The sequence below is a fragment of the Pseudomonas zeae genome (assembly GCF_014268485.2).
In the GTDB taxonomy this organism is placed as follows: Bacteria; Pseudomonadota; Gammaproteobacteria; order Pseudomonadales; family Pseudomonadaceae; genus Aquipseudomonas; species Aquipseudomonas neuropathica.
Genome location: NZ_CP077090.1, coordinates 5,761,293 through 5,783,280, shown reverse-complemented (window position 1 = coordinate 5,783,280; position 21,988 = coordinate 5,761,293). Strand labels below are relative to the sequence as shown.

Below are 21,988 nucleotides of genomic sequence, written 5' to 3'. Positions count from 1 at the left end.
TTTTATGCGCGTGCCCGAAAACGTGCGGCGATGGTAACGGATGGGCGCACGACTGCAAGTGTCGTCATAGCAGTTGCGCTTCGGGCAGGGTCAGTGTGCGCGGGATCTTCGTGGCATCCCAGTGTGCGCTGCCCCACTTGAGTAATTCTTGCGGTGAGGCGTGGGCCAGTTCAGCGCCAGGGTTTTGCCCCAGAGCACGCAGGGCGCGCAGCAACAATGGTGTGGCTTGATCGGCTTGCAGCGGCGGCGAGCGATAGGACTTGCCGAGTTTGTTGCCGTCCGGTTGGGTAATCAGCGGCAGGTGCAGATAGCGCGGCTGGCGCAACCCCAGCAACTCTTGCAGATAGAGTTGGCGCGGCGTCGAGTCGAGCAGGTCGGCACCACGCACGATGTCGGTGATACCTTGCCAGGCATCGTCGAGCACCACCGCCAGTTGATAGGCGTAGAGACCGTCACGGCGGCGGATCACGAAATCGCCGACGTCGCGGCCCAGATGCTGGCGATATTCGCCCTGCACGCGATCGATAAAGTGGTATTCCAATTCGGGTACGCGCAGGCGGATAGCGGCGTCTTGCTGATCGTGGCCGGCATTGCGGCACAGGCCCGGATAAATCCCGTTATACGCTTCGAGCTGTTTGCGCGAGCACGTGCAGGCGTAGGCCAAGCCGTGATTGAACAGGCTGTTGAGCACGTCCGCGTAGGCGTCGTGGCGATCGCTCTGGCGCACCATGTCGCCGTCCCACTCGAAGCCGTAACTTTCCAGCGCCTTGAGAATTGCGGCTTGTGCGCCGGGTTCTTCGCGGGGTGGGTCGAGATCTTCCATGCGCACCAGCCAGCGACCGCCGACCGAGCGAGCGTCGAGGTAAGAGGCGAGGGCGGCAACCAGCGAACCGAAGTGCAAGTGGCCACTGGGGGTTGGGGCGAAGCGGCCGATGTAGGCGGGGGATGTTTTGGCAGTCATGGAGACGAAGCTACTTTTCAGGCTATACGCAGGTCAACCTGTGGGAGCGAGCCTGCTCGCGATAGCGGTGTGACATTCAACACCGATATTGATCGACCCACCGCTATCGCGAGCAGGCTCACTCCTACAAAAGGCAAAAGGCAGAAACAAAAACGGAGCGTTCGCACGCTCCGTTTTTCGTTCAGGTCGAGATTACTTGCCGACCTGCTTTTCCTTGATTTCCGCCAAGGTCTTGCAGTCGATGCACAGATCCGCGGTTGGACGGGCTTCGAGGCGCTTGACGCCGATCTCGATGCCGCAGGACTCGCACCAGCCGTACTCTTCGTCCTGAATCAGCTCCAGGGTCTTGTCGATCTTCTTGATCAACTTGCGCTCGCGGTCGCGGGCGCGCAGCTCGAGGGCGAATTCTTCTTCCTGACTGGCACGGTCGGCCGGGTCAGGGAAGTTGGCCGCTTCGTCTTTCATGTGATCAACAGTACGGTCGACTTCCTGCATCAAGTCCTGTTTCCACTTGTTCAGGATCTTGGTGAAGTGCGCTCGCATCGGGGCGCCCATGTACTCTTCACCGGCCTTCGGAACATAAGGTTCGAAACCGCTGATCGTCGTTTGCTGCTGTTGCTTTGCTTGGGTGGGCATGAAATGGACCGCCTCTACTCTTGTAATCCATTGCGCAGGATTGCTCCATCACCGACACCTGCCGGCCCTGCGGCTGCAAGCGGGCGAACTTACCAGATCAATTCGGCCTGCGCTACTCCCGGATGTCGAGGCCCCGGCGGGTGGCGCTTGCAAATGTTTGGCAAGCCGTGTCTGGTGGTGCTGAAGACCTGTTCAATCACTGATTTTAGTCAATCCTGGAGCGTACGCTCATATCGTTACAGTCCAGCGTTCTCGAGGCTGTGACCGCTGCGGGTTCTCGCTCGTTCCGGCAGATGGGTAGAATCGTCTCTTTTTCCCTGCCGAAGGAAAACCAATGGCTCAGCCCTACAGTGCGCGCAGTCGTGCGATCGAACCGTTCCATGTGATGGCGCTGCTGGCGCGGGCCAATGAATTACAGGCTGAAGGCCACGACGTGATCCACCTGGAAATCGGCGAGCCGGACTTTACTACTGCCGAGCCGATCATCCGTGCCGGGCAGGCCGCTTTAACGGCGGGCAAGACCCGTTACACCGCTGCGCGCGGCATTCCTGAATTGCGCGAGGCGATTTCCGGTTTTTACCAATCGCGCTATGGCCTGAACATCGATCCGCGGCGGATTCTGATCACGCCGGGCGGTTCCGGTGCGCTGTTGCTGGCCAGTGCATTACTGGTCGATCCGGGGAAACACTGGCTGCTGGCGGACCCGGGCTACCCGTGCAACCGGCATTTTCTGCGCCTGGTGGAAGGTGCCGCGCAGCTTGTTCCTGTAGGGCCGGACGTGCGCTATCAGTTGACTCCGGATCTGGTCGAGCGTCATTGGGATCACGACAGCGTCGGTGCATTGGTCGCTTCGCCGGCCAACCCGACCGGGACGATCCTGACCCGCGATGAGCTGGCCGGGTTATCCACAGCCATCAAGGCGAAACACGGGCATCTGGTGGTGGACGAGATCTATCACGGTCTGACTTACGGCACCGATGCGGCGAGCGTGCTGGAAGTCGATGACAGCGCTTTTGTGTTGAACAGTTTCTCCAAATACTTCGGCATGACCGGCTGGCGTCTCGGCTGGCTGGTGGCGCCGGATGCTGCCGTCAGCGAGCTGGAAAAACTGGCGCAGAACCTCTACATCAGCGCGCCGAGCATGGCCCAATATGCGGCGTTGGCCTGTTTCGAACCGGACACCATCGCCATTCTGGAAGAGCGCCGGACCGAATTTGGTCGCCGCCGTGATTTCCTCCTGCCAGCGTTGCGCGAGTTGGGTTTCAACATCGCCGTGGAGCCGGAAGGCGCGTTCTATCTTTACGCCGATATCAGCCAGTTCGGCGGCGATGCCTTCGCGTTCTGCCGACATTTTCTCGAAACCGAACATGTAGCGTTCACCCCGGGTCTGGATTTCGGTCGCTATCAGGCCAGCCACCATGTGCGTTTTGCCTACACGCAAAACCTCCCTCGCCTACAGGAAGCGGTGGAGCGTATTGCCCGTGGCTTGAAGAGCTGGCAAGGCTGATGCGCTTTAATCCTGCTCTGGAAGAGGCGCGACTGATCCGTCGTTACAAGCGTTTTCTCGCCGATATCGAAACCGTTGACGGCGAGTTGCTGACCATTCACTGCCCGAACACTGGTTCGATGCTCAACTGTCAGGTCGAAGGCGGGCAGGTCTGGTTCAGCCGCTCAAATGACCCGAAACGCAAATTACCGGGCACTTGGGAAATTGGTGAAACCCCGCAGGGTCGGTTGTTTTGCGTGAATACCGCACGGGCCAACGGTTTGGTCGAGGAGGCGTTGCAGGCCGGCGTCATCAGCGAGTTGAACGGCTTTACCGCATTGAAACGTGAAGTCGCGTACGGGCAGGAAAAGAGCCGAATCGACTTCCGCCTCGAATACCCGAGCGGCCCGGCTTATGTTGAAGTGAAAAGCGTCACCCTCGGTTTCGACGGCACCGCCGTGGCGGCGTTTCCCGATGCGGTGACCCAGCGCGGCGCCAAGCATTTGCGTGAATTGGCGCATCTGGCGCGGGACGGCATTCGGGCGGTGCAGTTGTATTGCGTCAATCTGACCGGGATTGACGCGGTGCGGCCGGCGAAGGAAATCGATTCGGCCTACGCCGATGCGCTTCTCGAAGCGGTGGCTTGTGGCGTTGAGGTGCTGGCGTATGGCGTGCGGCTGGACCATGAAGAGATGGTCATCGACCGGCGTCTCGAGGTGCTGCTTAACGGTTAAACATCGATCCACAGCCCTTGCGCATCTTCCCGGCAAGAAATGGCGGTGAGTGTTTGCCCGGCGCAGGGGCCGGCGACGCATTCACCGTCCTCGATCAGAAACAGTGCGCCGTGGGTGGCGCACTGGATCAGGCTGTTGCTCGGGTCGAGAAACCGGTCGGGTTGCCATTCCAGACCCACGCCCCGGTGCGGGCAGCGATTGAGGTAGACATAGGCCTGACCATTGCGACGCACGGCAAACAGCTTTTTTCCGTCGATCTCGAAACCACGACTTTTCGCTTCGGCCAGATCGGCGCCTGCGCAGAGAAGCTTCATGGCTATCCTCTAGTGTCCGCTCGTGTCTGGATATGTCCGAGCTTGACGTTTAAATGCAAACAATTATCAAATGGCGGCCTTCACCCGCAGGCGTCTGGCAGATGTCGAGGATACTTGGCCTGCCATCCGGATGCCCGGGAAAAACCTTATTCAAGGAAGCTGTGTATGCGCCTGAGTACCCGCGTTGCCGTGCTGTGTGTCGGACTTTTGGTCAGCCACCAGGCTGCAGCGGCCGATTTGCCGCAACGTTGGGTCAGCGCCGGCGGTGCGCTGTCGGAGTGGGTAACGGCATTGGGCGGCGAGTCGAAACTGGTTGGCGTCGATACCACCAGCCAGCATCCGGAGTCGTTGAAGGCGCTGCCAAGCATTGGTTATCAGCGCAGCCTTTCCGCTGAAGGCATTCTCAGCCTGCGTCCGGACATTCTCATCGGCACCGAAGAAATGGGCCCGCCACCGGTACTGTCGCAGGTAAAAGCGGCCAAGGTTCAGGTGGCGTTGTTCTCGGCTCAGCCAGATCTGCCAACGCTGGAGAAAAACGTTACTCATTTGGGCCAATTGCTCGGCGCGCAGGCTCAGGCCGCGCAACTGCTGCAAAGTTATCAACAGCAACTCGATGCGCAGAAGGCTCGGGTTACCGAAGTGAAGACCAAACAAAAAGCACCGGGTGTACTGCTGTTGCTTGGACATGCCGGTGGCAAGCCATTGATTGCTGGCAAGGGCACCGCCGCCGACTGGTTGCTGCAACAGGCGGGCGGACATAACCTGGCGACGCACACGGGTTACAAGCCGTTTTCCGTGGAATCCCTCGCCAGTCTCGATCCTGAAGTGCTGGTGTTCGCCGACCGTGCATTGACCGGTGAGGCGGCGAAAGCGGCGCTGTTCAAGGAAAACCCGATTCTCAATTCAAGTCGCGCCGCGAAGACCGGGCGTGTGCTGGAGCTGGATCCGACCCTGCTGGTCGGTGGGCTCGGGCCGCGTTTGCCAGCGGCGCTGAAAACCCTGACTGACGGTTTCTATCCGGCCAAGAGCGGCCAATGACCACACTGGTAAAACCCCGTGACTTGTTCATTGGCCTGACGCTCCTGTGTTTATTGGCGATCTGGCTATCGTTGGCACTCGGGCCTGTCAGTCTGCCGCTGTTCGACACGTTGCGTGCCGCGCTACGCATGCTTGGTGTGCCGTTGGCACCGGACGGACTGGAGCAGGCTGAACTGATCCTTGGGCAGATTCGTCTGCCGCGAACGCTGCTGGGACTGGCAGTGGGCGGTGTGCTGGCGTTGTCCGGCGTGGCGATGCAGGGCTTGTTTCGTAATCCGCTGGCCGATCCGGGACTGGTCGGTGTTTCCAGCGGCGCGGCATTGGGCGCAGCGATTGCGATTGTCGGCGGTTCTTTTTTTGGCGGCCTGCCGGAATGGTTCGGGCCGTATCTGCTGTCGGTCTGCGCGTTTCTCGGCGGCCTCGGCGTGACGGCGCTGGTGTATCGACTGGGTCGCCGTAATGGCCAGACCAACGTCGCGACCATGTTGCTGGCGGGCATCGCACTGACGGCGCTGGCCGGTTCGGCGGTGGGGCTGTTCACTTATCTGGCGGATGACGCGACCTTGCGTACGCTGACGTTCTGGAACCTCGGCAGTCTCAACGGCGCCAGTTACGCGCGGTTGTGGCCATTGCTGATCATCAGCACCGGCGTGGCGTTGTGGTTGCCGCGTCGCGCCAAAGCGCTGAATGCCTTGCTGCTCGGGGAATCCGAGGCTGGTCATTTGGGCATTGATGTCGAGCGGCTCAAGCGTGAATTGGTGTTTTGCACGGCGCTCGGGGTTGGCGCAGCAGTGGCGGCCGCCGGGATGATCGGTTTTGTCGGGCTGGTGGTGCCGCATCTGGTGCGCTTGCTGGCGGGGCCAGATCACAAAGTGTTGCTGCCGGCCTCCGTGCTGGCGGGGGCGAGCCTGTTGCTGTTGGCTGATCTGGTCGCGCGGCTGGCGCTGGCACCGGCAGAGTTGCCGATCGGCATCGTCACCGCGTTTATCGGTGCGCCGTTCTTCCTCTATTTGCTGCTGCGAGGGCGTGCCTGATGTTGCGTGCGCAGAATCTGCACATCCAGCGTGGTCGCAAGGCTGTGCTCAGCGATGTCTCGTTGCAGCTCGAACCGGGTCAAGTGCTCGGTGTGCTTGGGCCGAACGGTGCTGGCAAAAGTACGTTACTCGGTGCCTTGTGCGGTGAGCTGGCAGCGAGCGCGGGCGGAGTTTCGCTCGATGGGCAAGCGTTGAGTCACTGGACTGGCCCGCAGCGCGCGCAACGACTGGCGGTGTTGCCTCAGGTGTCGACCCTGGATTTTGCTTTTCGCGTTGAGGAAGTGGTCGGCATGGGCCGCTTGCCTTGGCAAAGCGGGCGGGTGCGGGATGCCGAAATCATCGCACAGGCATTGACGGCAGCGGATGCCGGGCACTTGAGCGGTCGCAGTTATCTGGCGTTGTCCGGGGGCGAGCGTCAGCGTGTGCATCTGGCGCGGGTGCTCGCGCAGCTTTGGCCGGGGCAGGCCGGACAGACGCTGCTGCTGGATGAACCAACGTCAATGCTCGATCCGCTGCATCAACACACGACACTGCAGGCCGTACGCGAGTTTGCCGATCGTGGCGCGGCGGTGTTGGTGATCCTGCATGATCTGAATCTGGCGGCGCGTTATTGTGATCGCACTCTGCTGCTGGAGGGTGGGCGTCCGGTGGCGCTGGATACACCGCAGCAGGTTTTGCGTCCGGACACGCTTCAGGCCGTATTCGGTCTCGAAGTGTTGGTGCAGCCGCACCCGGAGCGCGGGCATCCGCTGATCATCGCCCGCTGACAGGATCCTTGAGGTGATGGCATGCGTGGGTTGTGGTTGTTGGCGGTGATGTTACTTGCGGGGTGTCAGCATGTTGCGGCGCCACCGCCGATCAATGGCGAGATTCGCGACCTGCGCAACGGTCAGGTGCTGACGGCACAGCAGTTGCTGACGAGTCTTGCCGAGCCTGAGCGGCTGATCATTGGTGAGCAGCATGACAACGCCGATCATCACGCCGCGCAATTGTGGCTGTTGCGCTCGCTCGGTGAACAGCGGTCGCAGGGCAGTCTGCTATTGGAAATGCTCACGCCGGATCAGCAGCCTCGCGTTGATCAAGTGCGCCAGGCGAAAACGCCGCCCGCTGACCTGTCGGGTGCATTGGCCTGGGAGGACGGCTGGGACTGGAATCTCTATGGACCCATTGTCCGCTTCGCGCTGACTCAGCCGTATCCACTGCTGGCGGCGAATTTGAACAGCGCTGAAATCCGCACCTTCTATCGTGATCCACCTGTGCTTAACGGGGATCGCAGCAATACAGCATCCGTGAAAGCTGTTTTGCTGGAGCAGATCAGCGATTCCCACTGTGGCCTGCTGCCCGAATCACAGATGCCGGCGATGCTCGCCGTTCAGCAACAACGTGATCGGCGTATGGCCGAGCGTCTGCTGGCGGCTCCTTCACCTTCAGTCCTGCTGGCCGGTGCGTGGCATGCGCGCAAGGACGTCGGCGTGCCGTTGCATGTTGTGGATCTGGGCGCCGCCCAGGCACCCACCGTGTTGCTGTTGGCGGAGCAGGGCGCCGAAGTGACCGCCGCGATGGCCGACTACGTTTGGTACACGCCGGCCACGCCAAAACAGGATTACTGCGAGCAGATGCGTAAACAGTTCGGCAAATGACTTTTCCACAGGCAAAAAAAGACCCGGTAAAAACCGGGTCAAATAACCGTGATTAGCCTGATGAGGAGATAATCTGAGAGTCCGAACCAAGGGCTTTTCAGAATATCGACTGATCTCGCGACCAGTTGTGATAATCATAGCGATTCTCATTATCAAGTCAACAACTGTTTTTCCGTTTCTTTGAAATCGTCTGGAAAATGGTCGGTACGCCCCGCAAACAAAGACTTTTAGCATTGACCTTCAGTCGGTGTCATTTGCGTGATCTGCCGATTCAACTGGCCGATCCGCCGTGCCATGCTCTCGATCAGGCTGTGGGCGATCTTTGGATTGGTGCGGGTCATGCTCAAAAAATGATCACCGGGAATCAGCATCACCGTGCTCGGTTCTCGTGCGATCACCGTGGCATTGCGTGGCTCGCCGGTAAACACGGCCATGGCACCGAAAATCTCGTCTTTGGCCACATCTCCCACCTTATGCCCGTCGACAAACGCTTCGGCATGTCCGTCGATGATCACGAACACGTGATCAGCCGCGTCCCCTTGGTTGATGAGGATTTCACCCGCCTCGACCCGTTTGAAGCCATTGGTGCTGCGAAACTCGCGCGGTTTCAGTTCCGCGACGGCATGGGCGAGGATCGCCATCTGCCCCAGCAGATACTCTAGAAACTGGTCTGTCCGATGAGCGTCGGCATACACATGCTGGAAAACCTCACGGCGCCAATAGGGCGTCAAGCGCAACGCCCCGTCACTGCACAAACGGCAATCAGCCCAGTCCTCACCTTGCTGAAGGCCGATCAAATCGCCGTCCTGCCAATAAAACAGCGGACGGGCGCCGATACAGCCGTTGATCATCCCTTCATTCAGCATGAATAGCTGATCGGCGGGTAACTGCGTCAGCAAATCATCCGCCGCCTCCAGTTCCAGCATTGGACCGCAAGGCGCCAAATCGCGCAGCCACAGTGCGGGCAAGCTCTGCAAACGGTTGATCAAGGCATCGGCGCAGGCCGATTGTTCCCCCAGTAAATACATGACGGTCAATGCCCGTTCAGTTCTTGTGGCGCGAGGAAATGGCTTCGAGTTGCTTGTTGAGGGCGTCCTTGCGTTCGGCAGGGATGTCGTTCCAGTGCACATCCATCAGCGCGCCTTCGATCGCATACAACAACACCTTCGATGCGCGAAACCCGCGGGTACGCACGGCCCGGTAGGCGTCCACCGCGCCCAGGCGACGCAAGTCCGAGGCGCTGTGGATGCCCACGGCATGCAGCCATTGCGCCGACGTCTTGCCAAGATTCTTCAGGTGTTGCAGTTCATCATTCATCAAGCCTCCTTGCGACGGCCGAATGGTGCGTGGGCGAGCTTCTCAGGAGTGTAGCCATCAGTAGGAAAAGCGTGATTGTTTGGTCGGATTCAACGCAAACGCTTCTAAGAAAGGGCGCTTGAAAGGCCTGCGAACGCAGAAAGAAGGGGAAAAAACACATATCAATGTAGGCGTGAGCCTGCTCGCGATAGCGGACTGGCAGGCACACATGTGTTGAATGTTAGACCGCTATCGCGAGCAGGCTCACGCCTACAGGGGAGGCGTCGTGTCAGCGAGGGATAAGCCTGTCAGCGAGTGCGATAACGCAAACGCGTACCGAAATTCATCGACATCAGAATCTCGTCAGCGCTCAGTTCCGGCGGGAAGTAAGCCCCGGAAATCTGCGCGTGAGCCAGGCTCGCGCCTTCCAGCGACGCATTGCGGAAATCGATGCCTCGCAGATCGGCAGAACGGAAATACGCGTCCCTGAAATCCACGCCATCGGCATTCAGTTCACGCAAATCAAGACCACGGAAATCGCCGCCGACCATGTCGATCGGGCCATCTTGTGGGCGCTCTTTGTTGAAACCTGTGATGTCATCTTTGTGCAGCAAGGCATATAGCGGGGTGTCGAGAAGTTTCGGCTGGCTCATGTCATATCACCGTTGGTTTTATGACGCCAGTATAGTGCCACTATTTGACGGCCGTGAAGCAAGCGTGGGCTTCACGGCCGAAATAGTTTCTTACAGGCCAGGCAGGCGTTGACGAATCTGCGCGACCACGGTGTCCAGCGTGCCGGATTCATTGGTCTGTACACGTTTGCTGCGCAGGATTTCTTCCGGCGTCAGCGCTTCGCGATTGGCTTGCTGCGCTTCGATCACCGCCAGGGTGGCATCGGACGGATCCTTTTGGTCGGCCTGACGGATCGCCAGCCAGCTCTCGATCACCGCTTGTGGCGCGTTGCAATCGAGGATCAGGAATGGCGTGCCGGTGGCTTCGGCAATTTTTGCCGCGTTGTCGCGTTGTTCGCGCTTCAGGTAAGTCGCGTCGATCACCACCGGGAAACCGGCGTGCAGGATCACTTCAGCAATTTCATGCAGACGCGCGTAAGTGGCGGCGCTGGCGTCGGCACTATAGATACCGGCCTGCACGTCGTTGGCAACGGTTTGCTCACCGAACAGACGCTTGCGCTCGACATCGGAACGCAGGCGAATCGCGCCCAGCGCTTCGACCAGACGCATGGCCACGTGGCTCTTGCCGACAGCGGAAACACCGTGGGTGATTGCCATGAAACGCGATGGAATGGTGCTGTAGCTTTCCGCCAGGTTGGCGTAGTTGCGGTACTGGCGCAGGGTGGTGGCGCGCTGCACCGGGGTCGCGTCCGCCGGCATGCTGAACAGGGCAACCTTGGCACGCACCAGTGCACGGTAGGCTTTATAGAAGTTCAGCACTTCCAGGCCCTGATAGTCGCCAGTCAGTTCCAGATACTGGCTGATGAAGCGGCGCGCCAGGGATTTCAGACCACGGTCTTCCAGGTCCATCGCGAGGAAACCGGTGTCGGCCCAGACATCAGTAAAGCGGAACGGTTCGTTGAACTCGATGCAGTCGAAGATCACCACTTTGCCGTCGATGACCGTGGCGTTGCCCAAGTGGATATCACCGTGGCATTCACGGGTGAACCCTTCGGCCTTGCGCTGGGCGAACAGTGGCTTGAGACGTTCGAAGCTGCTTTCGGCCCAGGCTTTCAGTGCCTCGAGTTGCAGCAGATCGTTTTTGTCGCTGAGAAACGGCAGGATCTGTTCGAAGTTTTGCGAGACCGGCGCCATCACGCTGTCCGGGGTGCCGGCGTCGTGTTCGGCCGGGACCTTTGGCGCGGTGAGGTGGAAGCGTGCGATCTGCTCTGCCATCTCGTCGATGTGCCGAGTCGTCAGCTCACCGTTGGCTTGCAAGGTGCTGAGCAAACCGCTCTGCGGGAATTGACGCATTTTCAGCACGTATTCGATGGCCGGACCGTCGCCGCCCAGTTGCGGTGCTTCAAGGCTGCCGGTGACTGGCAACACTTCCAGATACAAATCATCGGTCAGACGCTGGTTCAAACGCAGCTCTTCCGCACAGAAATGCGCGCGCGATTCGAGGCCAGTGAAGTCGAGGAAGCCGAAATTAACCGGCTTCTTCACTTTATAAGCGAAGGGACCGGTGAGGATCACCCACGAGATATGGGTTTCGATGACCTGAAACCCTTCGACAGGGTGCGGGTAGAGGGCCGGGTTTTGCAGGGCAGCGATCAGAGACTGGCTCACGGGCGATCCTTCAGAGACTGGGGGAAATTCGAGGCCGCCATTATGGCCGCTCGCCAGCCCGACGCAAACCTCGGAGCGCTCCTGTTGAGGATGAATAAAGTGCGTATAATCCGCCGCCATGACTCGAACTCGATCCCCCCGTACCAAGAAAAAACCACCCTCCAAGGGCCTTAGCCCATGGTTGAGCTGGGCCATTAAACTCAGTCTGGTCGGCCTTGTCGTGCTGGCTGGCTTCGCCGTTTACCTCGATGCCGTGGTGCAGGAGAAGTTCTCCGGCAAGCGCTGGACCATCCCGGCCAAGGTTTACGCGCGGCCGCTCGAGCTGTTCGTCGGACAAAAGCTCAGCAAGGACGACTTCCTTACCGAACTCGATGCCCTCGGTTATCGCCGCGAAGCCGTGAGCAATGGTCCCGGCGCGGCAGCCGTTAGCGGCAACACCGTCGATCTGAATACCCGTGGCTTCCAGTTCTATGAAGGTCTGGAAAAGCCGCAGCCGGTGCGCGTGCGTTTCTCTGGCGATTATGTGGCTGAGCTGTCAGCGACCAACGGATCGAAATTGTCTGTGGTGCGCCTCGAACCGCTGATGATCGGTGGTATTTATCCGAAAAATCTCGAAGACCGCATTCTGATCAAACTCGATCAGGTGCCGCCGTACCTGCTTGAAACTCTGGTCGCTGTCGAAGACCGCGATTACTACAGCCACTGGGGCGTGTCGCCGAAGTCGATTGCCCGCGCTATCTGGGTCAACACCTCGGGCGGCAAGATGACGCAGGGCGGCAGTACGCTGACCCAGCAGTTGGTGAAAAACTTCTACCTGACCAACGAACGCAGCCTGACCCGCAAACTCACCGAAGCGATGATGGCGATGCTGCTGGAGCTGCATTACGACAAAAAGGAAATCCTTGAGGCCTACCTCAACGAAGTCTTTGTCGGCCAGGACGGTCAACGTGCGGTCCACGGTTTCGGTCTGGCCAGTCAGTTCTTCTTCGGTCAGCCGTTGTCCGAGCTGAAACTGCATCAGGTAGCGTTACTGGTCGGCATGGTCAAAGGCCCGTCTTACTACAACCCGCGTCGCAACCCGGAGCGCGCACTTGAACGGCGTAACCTGGTGCTCGATGTGCTTGAGCAACAGGGTGTGGCGACGGCCGAGCAGGTCGAAGCGGCGAAGAAAATGCCATTGGGCGTAACCACGCGCGGCAAGCTCGCCGACAGCTCGTTCCCGGGCTTTATCGATCTGGTCAAACGTCAGTTGCGTGAAGACTACCGCGACGAAGACTTGACCGAAGAAGGCCTGCGCATCTTCACCAGTTTCGATCCGATCCTGCAGATGAAGGCCGAGGCGTCGGTCAACGACACCTTTAAACGTCTGTCCGGGCGTAAAGGCTCCGATGATGTGGAAGCGGCGATGGTCGTGACCAATCCGGAAACCGGCGAAGTCCAGGCGATGATCGGCAGCCGTCAGGCCAGTTATGCCGGGTTCAACCGTGCGCTGGATGCCGTGCGACCGATCGGTTCGTTGATCAAGCCAGCGGTTTATCTGACCGCGCTGGAGAAACCGAGCCAGTACACCCTGACCAGTTGGCTGTCGGACGATCCGTTGTCGGTCAAAGGTGCCAACGGTCAGGTGTGGAAGCCGCAGAACTATGATCGCCGCTCCCACGGCACCGTGTTCCTTTATCAGGGGCTGGCGCATTCCTACAACCTGTCGACCTCGCGTCTGGGTCTGGAAGTTGGCGTACCTAACGTACTCAAGACCTTGGGTCGTCTGGGCGTGACGCGTGAGTTCCCGGCATTCCCGTCGATGTTGCTTGGCGCCGGTGGCATGACCCCGATCGAAGTCGCGACCATGTACCAGACGCTGGCCAACGGTGGTTTCAATACGCCGATGCGCGGCATTCGCAGTGTGCTGACCGCCGAGGGCGAACCGCTCAAGCGTTATCCGTTCCAGATCGAGCAGCGCTTCGATCCGGCGTCCATCTATCTGATCCAGAACGCCATGCAGCGCGTGATGCGTGAAGGTACCGGCAGCTCGGTTTATAACGTGTTGCCCAAGACTTTGACGCTGGCGGGCAAGACCGGTACCAGTAACGATTCCCGTGACAGCTGGTTCGCCGGTTTCAGTCAGGATCTGCTGGCGGTGGTCTGGCTGGGGCGCGATGACAACGGCAAGACGCCGTTCACCGGGGCCACCGGTGCGTTGCAGGTCTGGACCAGTTTCATGCGCAAGGCCGATCCGCTACCGCTGGACATGCCGCAGCCGGACAATGTCGTACAGGCTTGGGTCGATTCGCGTACCGGGCAGGGCTCCGATGCCAACTGTCCGGGGGCGGTGCAGATGCCGTATATTCGCGGCAGCGAACCGCCACCCGGCGCCGCGTGTGCGGGCGAAACGCCTGCCTCCGGCGAGTCGGTGATGGATTGGGTCAAGGGCTGGATGAATTAAGCAAAGAGGGTTTCAAGTGAACAAGTGGTTGATTCCAGCGGTGACCGCCGTGGCTTTGCTCAGCGGCTGCTCTACCGTACAGCGTGGTTCGATTCCGGTGGTTGACTCCGGTACTGCGGTGTCCAACAGCGAACGTATTTCGGCCAATGGCGGCTTCCGTCAAACGACGGTGAAGCGTCCAGCACAGGGCCAGACCCAGGCGATTCCGCAAGGTGACACTGGCGTGGTGGTGATGGTGCCGGGTGGCGGCGCGACGACTTCTGCGCCGATCAGCTCCTCGCCAATCGTGCCGGGTCCGGCGTCCGGTGGTATCACGCCTGGGCCGTACAACCCCTCAGCAGTTGAATCGGCGCCGATCAACTCGGGCACTTACAACATGCCTTCGACGCCGAGCGGAATTCCTTCGGCCAGCAGTGGCGGTGGACTTTCCGCCGACGAGCAACTGGATGGTCCGGTGCTCGCCTTGCTGACAACAGCGCAGCAACAACAGGCCGGCGGCGACCTCAACGGTGCGTCCTCCAGTCTGGAGCGTGCTCAGCGTGTTGCCCCGCGTGAGCCGCAAGTGCTTTATCGCTTGGCGCAGGTGCGCATGGCCCAAGGTGATGCGCCACAAGCGGAGCAATTCGCTCGTCGCGCGCTGACCATGGCCAACGGTCGTCCGGACCTGCAAGCCAACCTGTGGGAAATCATCGCTCAGTCCCGTGAGAAACAAGGCGATTCCGCCGGTGCCGCTCAGGCCCGTCAGAAGGCCAAGGTTTCGCTGTAATGGATGCTCGTTTCCCGAAAATCGCCGATCAGCTGTTGCTGATCGAGCGTGAACTGCGCACTCAAGGCTGGTGGGACGAGGTTCAGCCGTCGGTGGAAGCGTTGAGCAGTGTCGAGCCGTTTTCGGTCGATACGCTCGACTTCGAGCAATGGCTGCAATGGATCTTCCTGCCGAAGATGAAATACATCCTTGAGCAGGATCTGCCGTTGCCGAACGCCTCGGGCATCCAGGAAATGGCTGAAATGGTCTTCGCCCAGCGCAACTTGCAGGGCAAGGATCGTCAGCTTCAGGTGTTGCTCAAAGAGTTTGACCTGTTGATCACTGCCACGCGCTAATACCGATTCTGTGTAGGAGCTGCCGAAGGCTGCGATCTATTGATCTTTAAAGTCAAAAGATCGCAGCCTCGTTTCACTCGACAGCTCCTACAGTCCTGCAGATGGCTATTGGCAATTCTCGGCTATCTGTTTCTGAGCCTCGACAATGCGTTCCTGACGCTGCGCATCATCCAGCCGTCGCATCTGTCCCTCCACCGCTTCCCTCAAACGCGGATTGTTCTGCAATTGCGCAAGGTTCGTGCGTGCCTGCTCGCAAAACTGCTTGAGCTGCGCCTGTTGGTCGGCCACCTGTTTCTTCACTTTGTTGTCGATAGCCTTCTGGTCACCGAGTACACCGCTGCCCGGCATTGCCGCCGGTGTGGTCGGAGGCGAGGAGGGCGTCTGCATTGTCGTCGATGGCTGACCCGGTGGCGGCTGAGCATCGAAGTGCGTGACACCCTGGGCATCGACCCACTTGTAGATTTGAGCGGCCATGCACCATGGGCTGAGGCCGATCAGCAGAGTAAGGAGGAGCGTTCGCATGCTGATTCCTTGGCAAAAATGCGCAATTGACACTAACAGAGTAGCGGTTTTCAGGTTTTTTCTTGCGTTCTCATGTGCTTACCCACAATTAACCACATAGACGGCTTGACTTGGAGAGGGCGAAACAGAAGAATCCAAAGTCCGCTGTAGAGGGACTGCCAGAAGCAGACCCACTCGGTAGATCATGAGGCGCACATCCGCGCCGACCTGTTACACCCGCAACGCGTTACCTCGCGCTGGGTGGGAAAGGCCCGCAACACTTGGGACGATCCCAATACTTGCTCAGTCAGTGCTGACGTAGTCGGCGACCACCGTCGCTCATGCTCTGCCGAGAAGTAAACCTATTAAGACCCGCCCCTTTTTTGTGGACGGTATTCTGGCGTTTTAGAGGTGAACAACGTGGAGCTTTTATCTGGCGGTGAGATGCTCGTCCGCTTTTTGCGTGACGAAGGCGTCAAATATATCTACGGGTACCCGGGTGGTGCTCTCCTGCATGTTTACGATGCCCTGTTCAAAGAACCGGAAGTGACTCACATCCTGGTTCGTCACGAACAAGCGGCAACCCATATGGCTGACGGTTATGCCCGTGCCACCGGTAAAGCCGGCGTGGTATTGGTGACGTCCGGTCCTGGCGCCACAAACGCCATCACCGGTATCGCGACCGCCTATATGGACTCGATTCCAATGGTGATCATTTCCGGTCAGGTGCCAAGCACCATGGTCGGCACCGACGCGTTCCAGGAAACCGACATGATCGGTATCTCCCGGCCGATCGTGAAGCACAGCTTCATGATCAAGCACGCCTCGGAAATCCCGGAAGTCATGAAGAAGGCGTTCTACCTGGCGCAATCCGGTCGTCCGGGCCCGGTCGTGGTCGATATCCCGAAAGACATGACCAACCCGGCCGAGAAGTTCGAATACATCTTCCCGAAGAAAGCCAAGCTGCGTTCCTACAGCCCGGCCGTTCGTGGTCACTCCGGGCAAATCCGCAAGGCAGCAGAAATGCTTCTGGCGGCCAAGCGTCCGGTCATGTACTCCGGTGGCGGCGTAATTCTCGGCAACGGTTCCGCACCGCTGACCGAACTGGCGAAAATGCTCAACCTGCCCGTGACCAACACGTTGATGGGCCTGGGTGGTTTCCCGGGGACTGATCGTCAGTTCATCGGCATGCTCGGCATGCACGGCAGTTACACCGCCAACCTGGCGATGCACCATGCTGACGTGATCCTGGCTGTCGGTGCACGCTTCGACGATCGCGTGATCAATGGCGCAGCGAAGTTCTGCCCGAACGCCAAGATCATTCACATCGACATCGACCCGGCTTCGATTTCCAAGACCATCAAGGCCGACGTGCCAATCGTGGGTCCTGTCGAGAGCGTCCTGACCGAAATGGTCGCGATCCTCAAGGAAATCGGCGAGACCCCGAACAAGGAGTCCGTGGCCAGTTGGTGGAAGCAGGTGGATGAATGGCGCGGTGATCGCGGCCTGTTCCCTTACGAAAAGGGCGACGGCAGCCTGATCAAGCCGCAGACCGTGATCGAAACCCTCTGCGAAGTGACCAAGGGCGATGCCTTTATCACTTCCGACGTGGGCCAGCACCAGATGTTCGCGGCGCAGTACTACACGTTCAACAAGCCAAATCGCTGGATCAACTCCGGTGGTCTGGGCACCATGGGCTTCGGTTTTCCGGCGGCCATGGGCATCAAGTTGAGCTTCCCGGATGACGACGTTGCCTGCGTCACCGGTGAAGGCAGTATCCAGATGAACATCCAGGAACTGTCGACCTGCCTGCAATATGGCTTGCCAGTCAAAATCGTCATCCTGAACAACGGTGTTCTGGGGATGGTTCGTCAGTGGCAGGACATGAGCTACGGCAGCCGTCACTCGCACTCCTACATGGAATCGCTGCCTGACTTCGTCAAGCTGGCTGAAGCCTACGGCCACGTTGGCGTACGCATCACCGAATCGAAAGATTTGAAGTCGAAGATGGCAGAAGCGTTCGCCATGAAGGATCGCCTGGTCGTGATCGATATTTCGGTCGACACCAGCGAGCACGTCTACCCGATGCAGATCAAAGACGGCTCGATGCGCGATATGTGGCTGAGCAAGACGGAGCGTACTTAATCATGCGGCACATTATTTCCTTGCTTCTGGAAAACGAACCCGGCGCTTTGTCTCGCGTAGTCGGCCTGTTCTCGCAGCGCAACTACAACATCGAAAGCCTGACTGTGGCCCCGACCGAAGACCCGACCCTGTCGCGTCTGACGCTGACCACTGTGGGTCACGATGAAGTCATCGAGCAGATCACCAAAAACCTGAACAAGCTGATCGAAGTGGTCAAGCTGGTGGACCTCTCGGAAAGTGCTCACATCGAGCGCGAACTGATGCTGGTCAAGGTCAAGGCCACTGGCGCCCAACGCGCCGAGATCAAACGCACCACCGATATTTACCGTGGACAGATCGTCGATGTCAGCGCCAGCGTGTATACCGTTCAACTGACCGGTACCAGCGACAAGCTCGACAGCTTCATTCAGTCCATCGGCACCGCATCGATTCTGGAAACCGTCCGTAGCGGCGTAACCGGCATTGCTCGCGGCGACAAAGTACTCAGCATCTAAACCAAATTAGCGAATGGCCTGAACGGCCTGGATATAAAGGGGAAATTCATGAAAGTTTTCTACGATAAAGACTGCGACCTGTCGATCATCCAGGGCAAGAAAGTTGCCATCATCGGTTACGGTTCCCAGGGCCACGCCCAAGCGTGCAACCTGAAAGACTCCGGTGTCGACGTTACCGTTGGTCTGCGTAAAGGTTCGGCCACTGTTGCCAAAGCTGAAGCTCACGGCCTGAAAGTGACCGACGTTGCTTCCGCTGTTGCTGCGGCCGACCTGGTCATGATCCTGACCCCGGACGAATTCCAGTCCTCGCTGTACAAAAACGAAATCGAGCCGAACATCAAGAAAGGCGCCACCCTGGCCTTCTCCCACGGCTTCGCGATCCACTACAACCAGGTTGTTCCGCGTGCCGACCTCGACGTGATCATGATCGCGCCGAAAGCTCCGGGTCACACCGTACGTTCCGAGTTCGTCAAGGGCGGCGGTATCCCTGACCTGATCGCTATCTACCAGGACGCCTCGGGCAACGCCAAAAACGTTGCGCTGTCCTACGCCGCTGGCGTTGGTGGCGGTCGTACCGGCATCATCGAAACCACCTTCAAGGACGAGACCGAAACCGACCTGTTCGGCGAACAAGCCGTTCTGTGCGGCGGTACCGTTGAACTGGTAAAAGCCGGTTTCGAAACCCTGGTTGAAGCTGGCTACGCGCCGGAAATGGCCTACTTCGAGTGCCTGCACGAACTGAAACTGATCGTTGACCTCATGTACGAAGGCGGTATCGCCAACATGAACTACTCGATCTCCAACAACGCTGAGTACGGCGAGTACGTGACCGGTCCGGAAGTGATCAACGCCGAATCCCGTCAGGCCATGCGCAACGCCCTGAAACGTATTCAGGACGGCGAATACGCCAAAATGTTCATCAGCGAAGGCGCAACCGGCTACCCTTCGATGACCGCCAAGCGTCGTAACAACGCCGCTCACGGTATCGAAGTCATCGGCGAGCAACTGCGCTCCATGATGCCGTGGATCGGTGCCAACAAGATCGTCGACAAAGCCAAAAACTAAGTCGTTGTCCCTTGTATGAAAAAACGCGGCCTCGGCCGCGTTTTTTCGTTTGAGGCGGTGGTTCTGGTATAAAGCTGCAGCGTTTGTGGCCGAACTGTCGTCCTCAAGCACCTGTCGAATTTTCTTCAAACCGTTGCAAGGTAATGTCCATGAGCGAACGTCCCGAAGAGCCGAACAAGGCTTCTGACGCCGAAAGCCTGTTGCCCATCGATGAGCACATCGAAGAAGGGCACGACGCAGAAGGTCGTAAAGTCCGGCATCGTGGTATCTATCTGCTGCCGAACCTGTTCACCACTGCGAACCTGTTCGCAGGGTTTTACTCCATCATCAACTCGATGAGCGCCCAGGCTGCGTTGAGTGCCGGTGATTCGGCGAACGCGAGCAAGTATTTTGCGTTCGCCGCGATCGCGATTTTCGTCGCCATGGTGCTCGACGGCCTCGACGGTCGTGTCGCGCGCATGACCAATACGCAAAGTGCCTTTGGCGCCGAGTACGACTCGCTGTCGGATATGGTCGCGTTCGGTGTTGCACCGGCGTTGCTGGCATTCGGTTGGGCGTTGGGCGACATGGGCAAGGTCGGCTGGATGGTTGCCTTCATCTATGTAGCAGGCGCGGCGTTGCGTCTGGCGCGTTTCAATACGCAGGTTGGCACGGCCGATAAACGTTACTTCATCGGTCTGGCCAGTCCGGCAGCGGCCGGTGTGGTGGCGGGGATTGTCTGGGCATTCAGTGATTACGGGATCCAGGGTTCGAAGATGTCGTTCCTGGTCGCGTTGATGGTGGCGGCTGCCGGCATGCTGATGGTCAGCAACATCAAGTACAACAGCTTTAAAGAGCTGGACTTGAAGGGGCGCGTACCGTTTGTGGCGATCCTTGCGGTGGTGCTGGTGTTCGCCGTGGTCTTCAGTGATCCGCCGCGCATTCTGTTGCTGGTGTTCCTCGCTTACGCGGCTTCCGGCCCGGTTCAGTACCTGTTGCATCTTCGTCGGCACAAAAAAGCCGAGTGATGTAATTTCCCGCATACTCCGCAGTCTATGGGTGCATCTGTCCTCCAAAGCTGCGGAGTTGCCATGTTGATCAAAGTCCCCAAAGCGTCCGACTGCTACGAGTCGGATGTCACGCCTGAGTCCATTTATCTCTCTCGCCGCCAATTGCTGGGGGCCACTGCTGCCGGTATCGCCGTCAGTAGCCTGCCGCGCTGGGCCAATGCCGACGATGCGGCGCGGTATGCCGATGTCGAGCCGGGCAAGGCACCTGCATGGTTCACCGAGAAGCTGCCTTCTACTAAATGGGGGGCGGTCAACGTCAAGGATGAGGCGATCACGCCTTATAAAGACGCCACTCACTACAACAACTTTTATGAGTTCGGTACCGACAAGGGCGACCCGGCGGCGAATGCGGGCTCGCTGAAAACCGAACCATGGAGTGTGGTGGTCGACGGGGAGGTGGGTAAGCCAGGGCGCTATGCGCTGGAAGACTTCATGAAGCCGTACCAATTGGAAGAGCGCATCTATCGCTTGCGCTGTGTCGAGGCGTGGTCGATGGTCATTCCGTGGATCGGTTTTCCAATCTCGGCGCTGCTCAAGCAGGTCGAGCCAACGTCCAAGGCCAAATACATCCGTTTTGAAACCTTGCAGGATCCCAAGAGCATGCCTGGCCAGCGTTCAGGGTTTGCCCTGATCGATTGGCCTTATGTAGAAGGCTTGCGGTTGGATGAGGCGATGAATCCACTGGCGATTCTGGCGGTGGGTATGTATGGCCGCGAGTTACCGAATCAGAACGGTGCGCCTCTGCGCTTGGTGGTGCCATGGAAGTACGGCTTCAAGAGCGTTAAATCCATCGTCCGTATCAGCCTGGTCAGCGAGCAGCCGAAGACGACCTGGCAGAGTATCGCGGCAGATGAATACGGCTTCTATGCGAATGTGAACCCGACGGTTGATCACCCACGCTGGACCCAGGCGCGGGAGCGGCGATTGCCAAACAGTCTGTTCAAGCCAAATGTGCGGGATACGCAGATGTTCAACGGCTACTCGGATGAAGTCGCTTCTTTATACACAGGGCTCGATCTGCGGAAGAATTACTGATGCGATTCCCGTACTGGCGTATAGGCGTTTTCATTGCGGCGGCAGTCTGGCCGATGCTGTGGTTGTATCAGGCTCTCGGGGATTTGCTCGGGCCCGATCCTGGCAAAGTGCTGGTGGATCGGCTGGGCTTGGGGACGTTGGTGTTGTTGTTGATCACTCTGAGCATGACACCTATGCAGAAGCTCACCGGTTGGGCTGGGTGGATTGCAGTGCGCCGGCAGCTGGGGCTCTGGTGTTTTGCCTATGTGGTTTTGCATCTGTGTAGTTATATGGCGTTTATTCTGGGTTTCGATTGGTCGCAGCTGACTGTCGAGTTGCGTAAGCGGCCCTACATAATAGTGGGGGCTTTGGGTTTTCTCGGATTGTTGGCGCTGGCGGTGACGTCAAATCGCTACAGTCAGCGTCGTTTGGGGTCGCGCTGGAAGAAGCTGCATCGTCTGGTCTATGTGATTCTTGGCCTGGGTTTGCTGCATATGCTGTGGATCGTGCGTGCTGATCTCGAGGAATGGGCGATCTATGCCTTTGTAGGCGCGGTGCTTCTGTTGCTGCGTATTCCGCCAGTGATGCGTCGGATCCCGCGTTTGCTGGCTAAAAAGCAGGTTTTGCAAGAAAAGCGAAATTAACGGTTGACGGCAGATTCAGGATGTCTATAATTCGCCCCACTTCCGGCGCAGTCGAAACGGAAAACTCCTTGAGATTCAATGAGTTATGTAGGT

Annotated in this window: 23 protein-coding genes; 15 read left to right on the top strand and 8 right to left on the bottom strand. The window is 58.8% G+C overall.

What is annotated here, in order from left to right:
* Positions 1-64 precede the first annotated feature (64 nt).
* Entirely contained in the window at positions 65-961 is an 897-nt protein-coding gene (gene gluQRS, locus HU754_RS25510; RefSeq protein WP_093434915.1) for a tRNA glutamyl-Q(34) synthetase GluQRS, read from the bottom strand.
* A 192-nt stretch (positions 962-1,153) separates the two neighbouring features.
* Positions 1,154-1,597 carry an RNA polymerase-binding protein DksA gene (gene dksA / locus HU754_RS25505; protein WP_064118688.1) on the bottom strand — a complete coding sequence of 148 codons (444 nt, stop codon included), beginning with the start codon at positions 1,595-1,597 and terminating at the stop codon, positions 1,154-1,156.
* A gap of 334 nt (positions 1,598-1,931) precedes the next feature.
* Between dksA and HU754_RS25500 the strand changes: the two genes are divergently transcribed.
* Both HU754_RS25500 and sfsA read left to right on the top strand, forming a co-directional pair.
* Positions 1,932-3,104, top strand: a complete 1,173-nt coding sequence (locus HU754_RS25500; protein ID WP_099757201.1) for a pyridoxal phosphate-dependent aminotransferase — start codon at positions 1,932-1,934, stop codon at positions 3,102-3,104.
* On the top strand, positions 3,104-3,817 hold the full coding sequence (sfsA, locus tag HU754_RS25495) for a DNA/RNA nuclease SfsA (protein WP_186625133.1): 714 nt from the start codon (positions 3,104-3,106) through the stop codon (positions 3,815-3,817). Before HU754_RS25500 ends, sfsA begins: the two co-directional genes overlap by 1 nt.
* On the opposite strand, the gene HU754_RS25490 is transcribed toward sfsA, so the two are convergent.
* Positions 3,814-4,131 carry a Rieske (2Fe-2S) protein gene (locus HU754_RS25490; RefSeq protein WP_186625135.1) on the bottom strand — a complete coding sequence of 106 codons (318 nt, stop codon included), beginning with the start codon at positions 4,129-4,131 and terminating at the stop codon, positions 3,814-3,816. The two genes, sfsA and HU754_RS25490, sit on opposite strands and share 4 nt — an antisense overlap.
* Positions 4,132-4,296: 165 nt before the next feature.
* Between HU754_RS25490 and HU754_RS25485 the strand changes: the two genes are divergently transcribed.
* The 4 genes from HU754_RS25485 to HU754_RS25470 are packed head-to-tail and all read left to right on the top strand — an operon-like array spanning position 4,297 to position 7,843.
* Positions 4,297-5,169: a heme/hemin ABC transporter substrate-binding protein gene (locus HU754_RS25485; RefSeq protein ID WP_186625137.1), complete on the top strand. Its 873-nt coding sequence runs from the start codon at positions 4,297-4,299 to the stop codon at positions 5,167-5,169.
* Complete coding sequence (locus HU754_RS25480; protein WP_186625139.1) at positions 5,166-6,203, top strand: FecCD family ABC transporter permease; 1,038 nt, start codon at positions 5,166-5,168, stop codon at positions 6,201-6,203. Before HU754_RS25485 ends, HU754_RS25480 begins: the two co-directional genes overlap by 4 nt.
* Before the next feature lie 2 nt (positions 6,204-6,205).
* Positions 6,206-6,970 carry a heme ABC transporter ATP-binding protein gene (locus HU754_RS25475; protein WP_437182493.1) on the top strand — a complete coding sequence of 255 codons (765 nt, stop codon included), beginning with the start codon at positions 6,206-6,208 and terminating at the stop codon, positions 6,968-6,970.
* Between the two features lie 21 nt (positions 6,971-6,991).
* Entirely contained in the window at positions 6,992-7,843 is an 852-nt protein-coding gene (locus HU754_RS25470) for a ChaN family lipoprotein (RefSeq protein ID WP_186625150.1), read from the top strand.
* 227 nt (positions 7,844-8,070) lie between these two features.
* Here HU754_RS25470 and HU754_RS25465 read toward each other — a convergent pair whose 3' ends face one another.
* The 4 genes from HU754_RS25465 to HU754_RS25450 form a co-directional block, all read right to left on the bottom strand.
* Entirely contained in the window at positions 8,071-8,871 is an 801-nt protein-coding gene (locus HU754_RS25465; protein ID WP_186625152.1) for a Crp/Fnr family transcriptional regulator, read from the bottom strand.
* Positions 8,872-8,887: 16 nt separating this feature from the next.
* Positions 8,888-9,160, bottom strand: coding sequence for a TfoX/Sxy family protein (locus tag HU754_RS25460; RefSeq protein ID WP_003228231.1), 273 nt, complete (start codon positions 9,158-9,160; stop codon positions 8,888-8,890).
* A gap of 287 nt (positions 9,161-9,447) precedes the next feature.
* A complete protein-coding gene (locus HU754_RS25455; RefSeq protein WP_007909940.1) occupies positions 9,448-9,792 on the bottom strand; it encodes a pentapeptide repeat-containing protein in 345 nt (114 codons plus the stop codon).
* A 90-nt stretch (positions 9,793-9,882) separates the two neighbouring features.
* Positions 9,883-11,439: a bifunctional aminoglycoside phosphotransferase/ATP-binding protein gene (locus HU754_RS25450; RefSeq protein ID WP_186625155.1), complete on the bottom strand. Its 1,557-nt coding sequence runs from the start codon at positions 11,437-11,439 to the stop codon at positions 9,883-9,885.
* Between the two features lie 118 nt (positions 11,440-11,557).
* Between HU754_RS25450 and mrcB the strand changes: the two genes are divergently transcribed.
* The 3 genes from mrcB to HU754_RS25435 are packed head-to-tail and all read left to right on the top strand — an operon-like array spanning position 11,558 to position 14,983.
* On the top strand, positions 11,558-13,882 hold the full coding sequence (gene mrcB, locus HU754_RS25445) for a penicillin-binding protein 1B (protein ID WP_077574551.1): 2,325 nt from the start codon (positions 11,558-11,560) through the stop codon (positions 13,880-13,882).
* Positions 13,883-13,898: 16 nt separating this feature from the next.
* Positions 13,899-14,648, top strand: coding sequence for a tetratricopeptide repeat protein (locus tag HU754_RS25440; RefSeq protein WP_186625157.1), 750 nt, complete (start codon positions 13,899-13,901; stop codon positions 14,646-14,648).
* Positions 14,648-14,983: a YqcC family protein gene (locus tag HU754_RS25435; RefSeq protein WP_186625159.1), complete on the top strand. Its 336-nt coding sequence runs from the start codon at positions 14,648-14,650 to the stop codon at positions 14,981-14,983. Before HU754_RS25440 ends, HU754_RS25435 begins: the two co-directional genes overlap by 1 nt.
* 105 nt (positions 14,984-15,088) lie before the next feature.
* On the opposite strand, the gene HU754_RS25430 is transcribed toward HU754_RS25435, so the two are convergent.
* Positions 15,089-15,505 carry a DUF4124 domain-containing protein gene (locus tag HU754_RS25430; RefSeq protein ID WP_186625160.1) on the bottom strand — a complete coding sequence of 139 codons (417 nt, stop codon included), beginning with the start codon at positions 15,503-15,505 and terminating at the stop codon, positions 15,089-15,091.
* Positions 15,506-15,904: 399 nt separating this feature from the next.
* On the opposite strand from HU754_RS25430, the gene HU754_RS25425 reads away from it, so the two are divergent.
* The 6 genes from HU754_RS25425 (at position 15,905) to msrQ (ending at position 21,895) form a co-directional block, all read left to right on the top strand.
* Complete coding sequence (locus tag HU754_RS25425) at positions 15,905-17,629, top strand: acetolactate synthase 3 large subunit (RefSeq protein WP_093434972.1); 1,725 nt, start codon at positions 15,905-15,907, stop codon at positions 17,627-17,629.
* Between the two features lie 2 nt (positions 17,630-17,631).
* On the top strand, positions 17,632-18,123 hold the full coding sequence (ilvN, locus tag HU754_RS25420) for an acetolactate synthase small subunit (RefSeq protein WP_003176102.1): 492 nt from the start codon (positions 17,632-17,634) through the stop codon (positions 18,121-18,123).
* Between the two features lie 48 nt (positions 18,124-18,171).
* Complete coding sequence (gene ilvC, locus HU754_RS25415; protein ID WP_007909969.1) at positions 18,172-19,188, top strand: ketol-acid reductoisomerase; 1,017 nt, start codon at positions 18,172-18,174, stop codon at positions 19,186-19,188.
* A gap of 149 nt (positions 19,189-19,337) precedes the next feature.
* Complete coding sequence (gene pssA / locus HU754_RS25410; RefSeq protein WP_016983477.1) at positions 19,338-20,195, top strand: CDP-diacylglycerol--serine O-phosphatidyltransferase; 858 nt, start codon at positions 19,338-19,340, stop codon at positions 20,193-20,195.
* Positions 20,196-20,258: 63 nt separating this feature from the next.
* On the top strand, positions 20,259-21,272 hold the full coding sequence (gene msrP / locus HU754_RS25405; protein WP_186625168.1) for a protein-methionine-sulfoxide reductase catalytic subunit MsrP: 1,014 nt from the start codon (positions 20,259-20,261) through the stop codon (positions 21,270-21,272).
* On the top strand, positions 21,272-21,895 hold the full coding sequence (msrQ, locus tag HU754_RS25400; protein ID WP_093434948.1) for a protein-methionine-sulfoxide reductase heme-binding subunit MsrQ: 624 nt from the start codon (positions 21,272-21,274) through the stop codon (positions 21,893-21,895). Before msrP ends, msrQ begins: the two co-directional genes overlap by 1 nt.
* Positions 21,896-21,988: the final 93 nt, after the last annotated feature.

Excerpts from the sequence above, each read along its gene's own strand:
- pssA (WP_016983477.1), top strand. The coding sequence starts at position 19,338 with ATGAGCGAACGTCCCGAAGAGCCGAACAAGGCTTCTGACGCCGAAAGC.
- HU754_RS25500 (WP_099757201.1), top strand. The coding sequence starts at position 1,932 with ATGGCTCAGCCCTACAGTGCGCGCAGTCGTGCGATCGAACCGTTCCAT.
- mrcB (WP_077574551.1), top strand. The coding sequence starts at position 11,558 with ATGACTCGAACTCGATCCCCCCGTACCAAGAAAAAACCACCCTCCAAG.
- ilvN (WP_003176102.1), top strand. The coding sequence starts at position 17,632 with ATGCGGCACATTATTTCCTTGCTTCTGGAAAACGAACCCGGCGCTTTG.
- HU754_RS25485 (WP_186625137.1), top strand. The coding sequence starts at position 4,297 with ATGCGCCTGAGTACCCGCGTTGCCGTGCTGTGTGTCGGACTTTTGGTC.
- HU754_RS25430 (WP_186625160.1), bottom strand. The coding sequence starts at position 15,505 with ATGCGAACGCTCCTCCTTACTCTGCTGATCGGCCTCAGCCCATGGTGC.
- HU754_RS25470 (WP_186625150.1), top strand. The coding sequence starts at position 6,992 with ATGCGTGGGTTGTGGTTGTTGGCGGTGATGTTACTTGCGGGGTGTCAG.
- dksA (WP_064118688.1), bottom strand. The coding sequence starts at position 1,597 with ATGCCCACCCAAGCAAAGCAACAGCAGCAAACGACGATCAGCGGTTTC.
- gluQRS (WP_093434915.1), bottom strand. The coding sequence starts at position 961 with ATGACTGCCAAAACATCCCCCGCCTACATCGGCCGCTTCGCCCCAACC.
- HU754_RS25465 (WP_186625152.1), bottom strand. The coding sequence starts at position 8,871 with ATGTATTTACTGGGGGAACAATCGGCCTGCGCCGATGCCTTGATCAAC.
- msrP (WP_186625168.1), top strand. The coding sequence starts at position 20,259 with ATGTTGATCAAAGTCCCCAAAGCGTCCGACTGCTACGAGTCGGATGTC.
- HU754_RS25480 (WP_186625139.1), top strand. The coding sequence starts at position 5,166 with ATGACCACACTGGTAAAACCCCGTGACTTGTTCATTGGCCTGACGCTC.
- HU754_RS25435 (WP_186625159.1), top strand. The coding sequence starts at position 14,648 with ATGGATGCTCGTTTCCCGAAAATCGCCGATCAGCTGTTGCTGATCGAG.
- ilvC (WP_007909969.1), top strand. The coding sequence starts at position 18,172 with ATGAAAGTTTTCTACGATAAAGACTGCGACCTGTCGATCATCCAGGGC.
- sfsA (WP_186625133.1), top strand. The coding sequence starts at position 3,104 with ATGCGCTTTAATCCTGCTCTGGAAGAGGCGCGACTGATCCGTCGTTAC.
- HU754_RS25455 (WP_007909940.1), bottom strand. The coding sequence starts at position 9,792 with ATGAGCCAGCCGAAACTTCTCGACACCCCGCTATATGCCTTGCTGCAC.
- HU754_RS25490 (WP_186625135.1), bottom strand. The coding sequence starts at position 4,131 with ATGAAGCTTCTCTGCGCAGGCGCCGATCTGGCCGAAGCGAAAAGTCGT.
- msrQ (WP_093434948.1), top strand. The coding sequence starts at position 21,272 with ATGCGATTCCCGTACTGGCGTATAGGCGTTTTCATTGCGGCGGCAGTC.
- HU754_RS25460 (WP_003228231.1), bottom strand. The coding sequence starts at position 9,160 with ATGAATGATGAACTGCAACACCTGAAGAATCTTGGCAAGACGTCGGCG.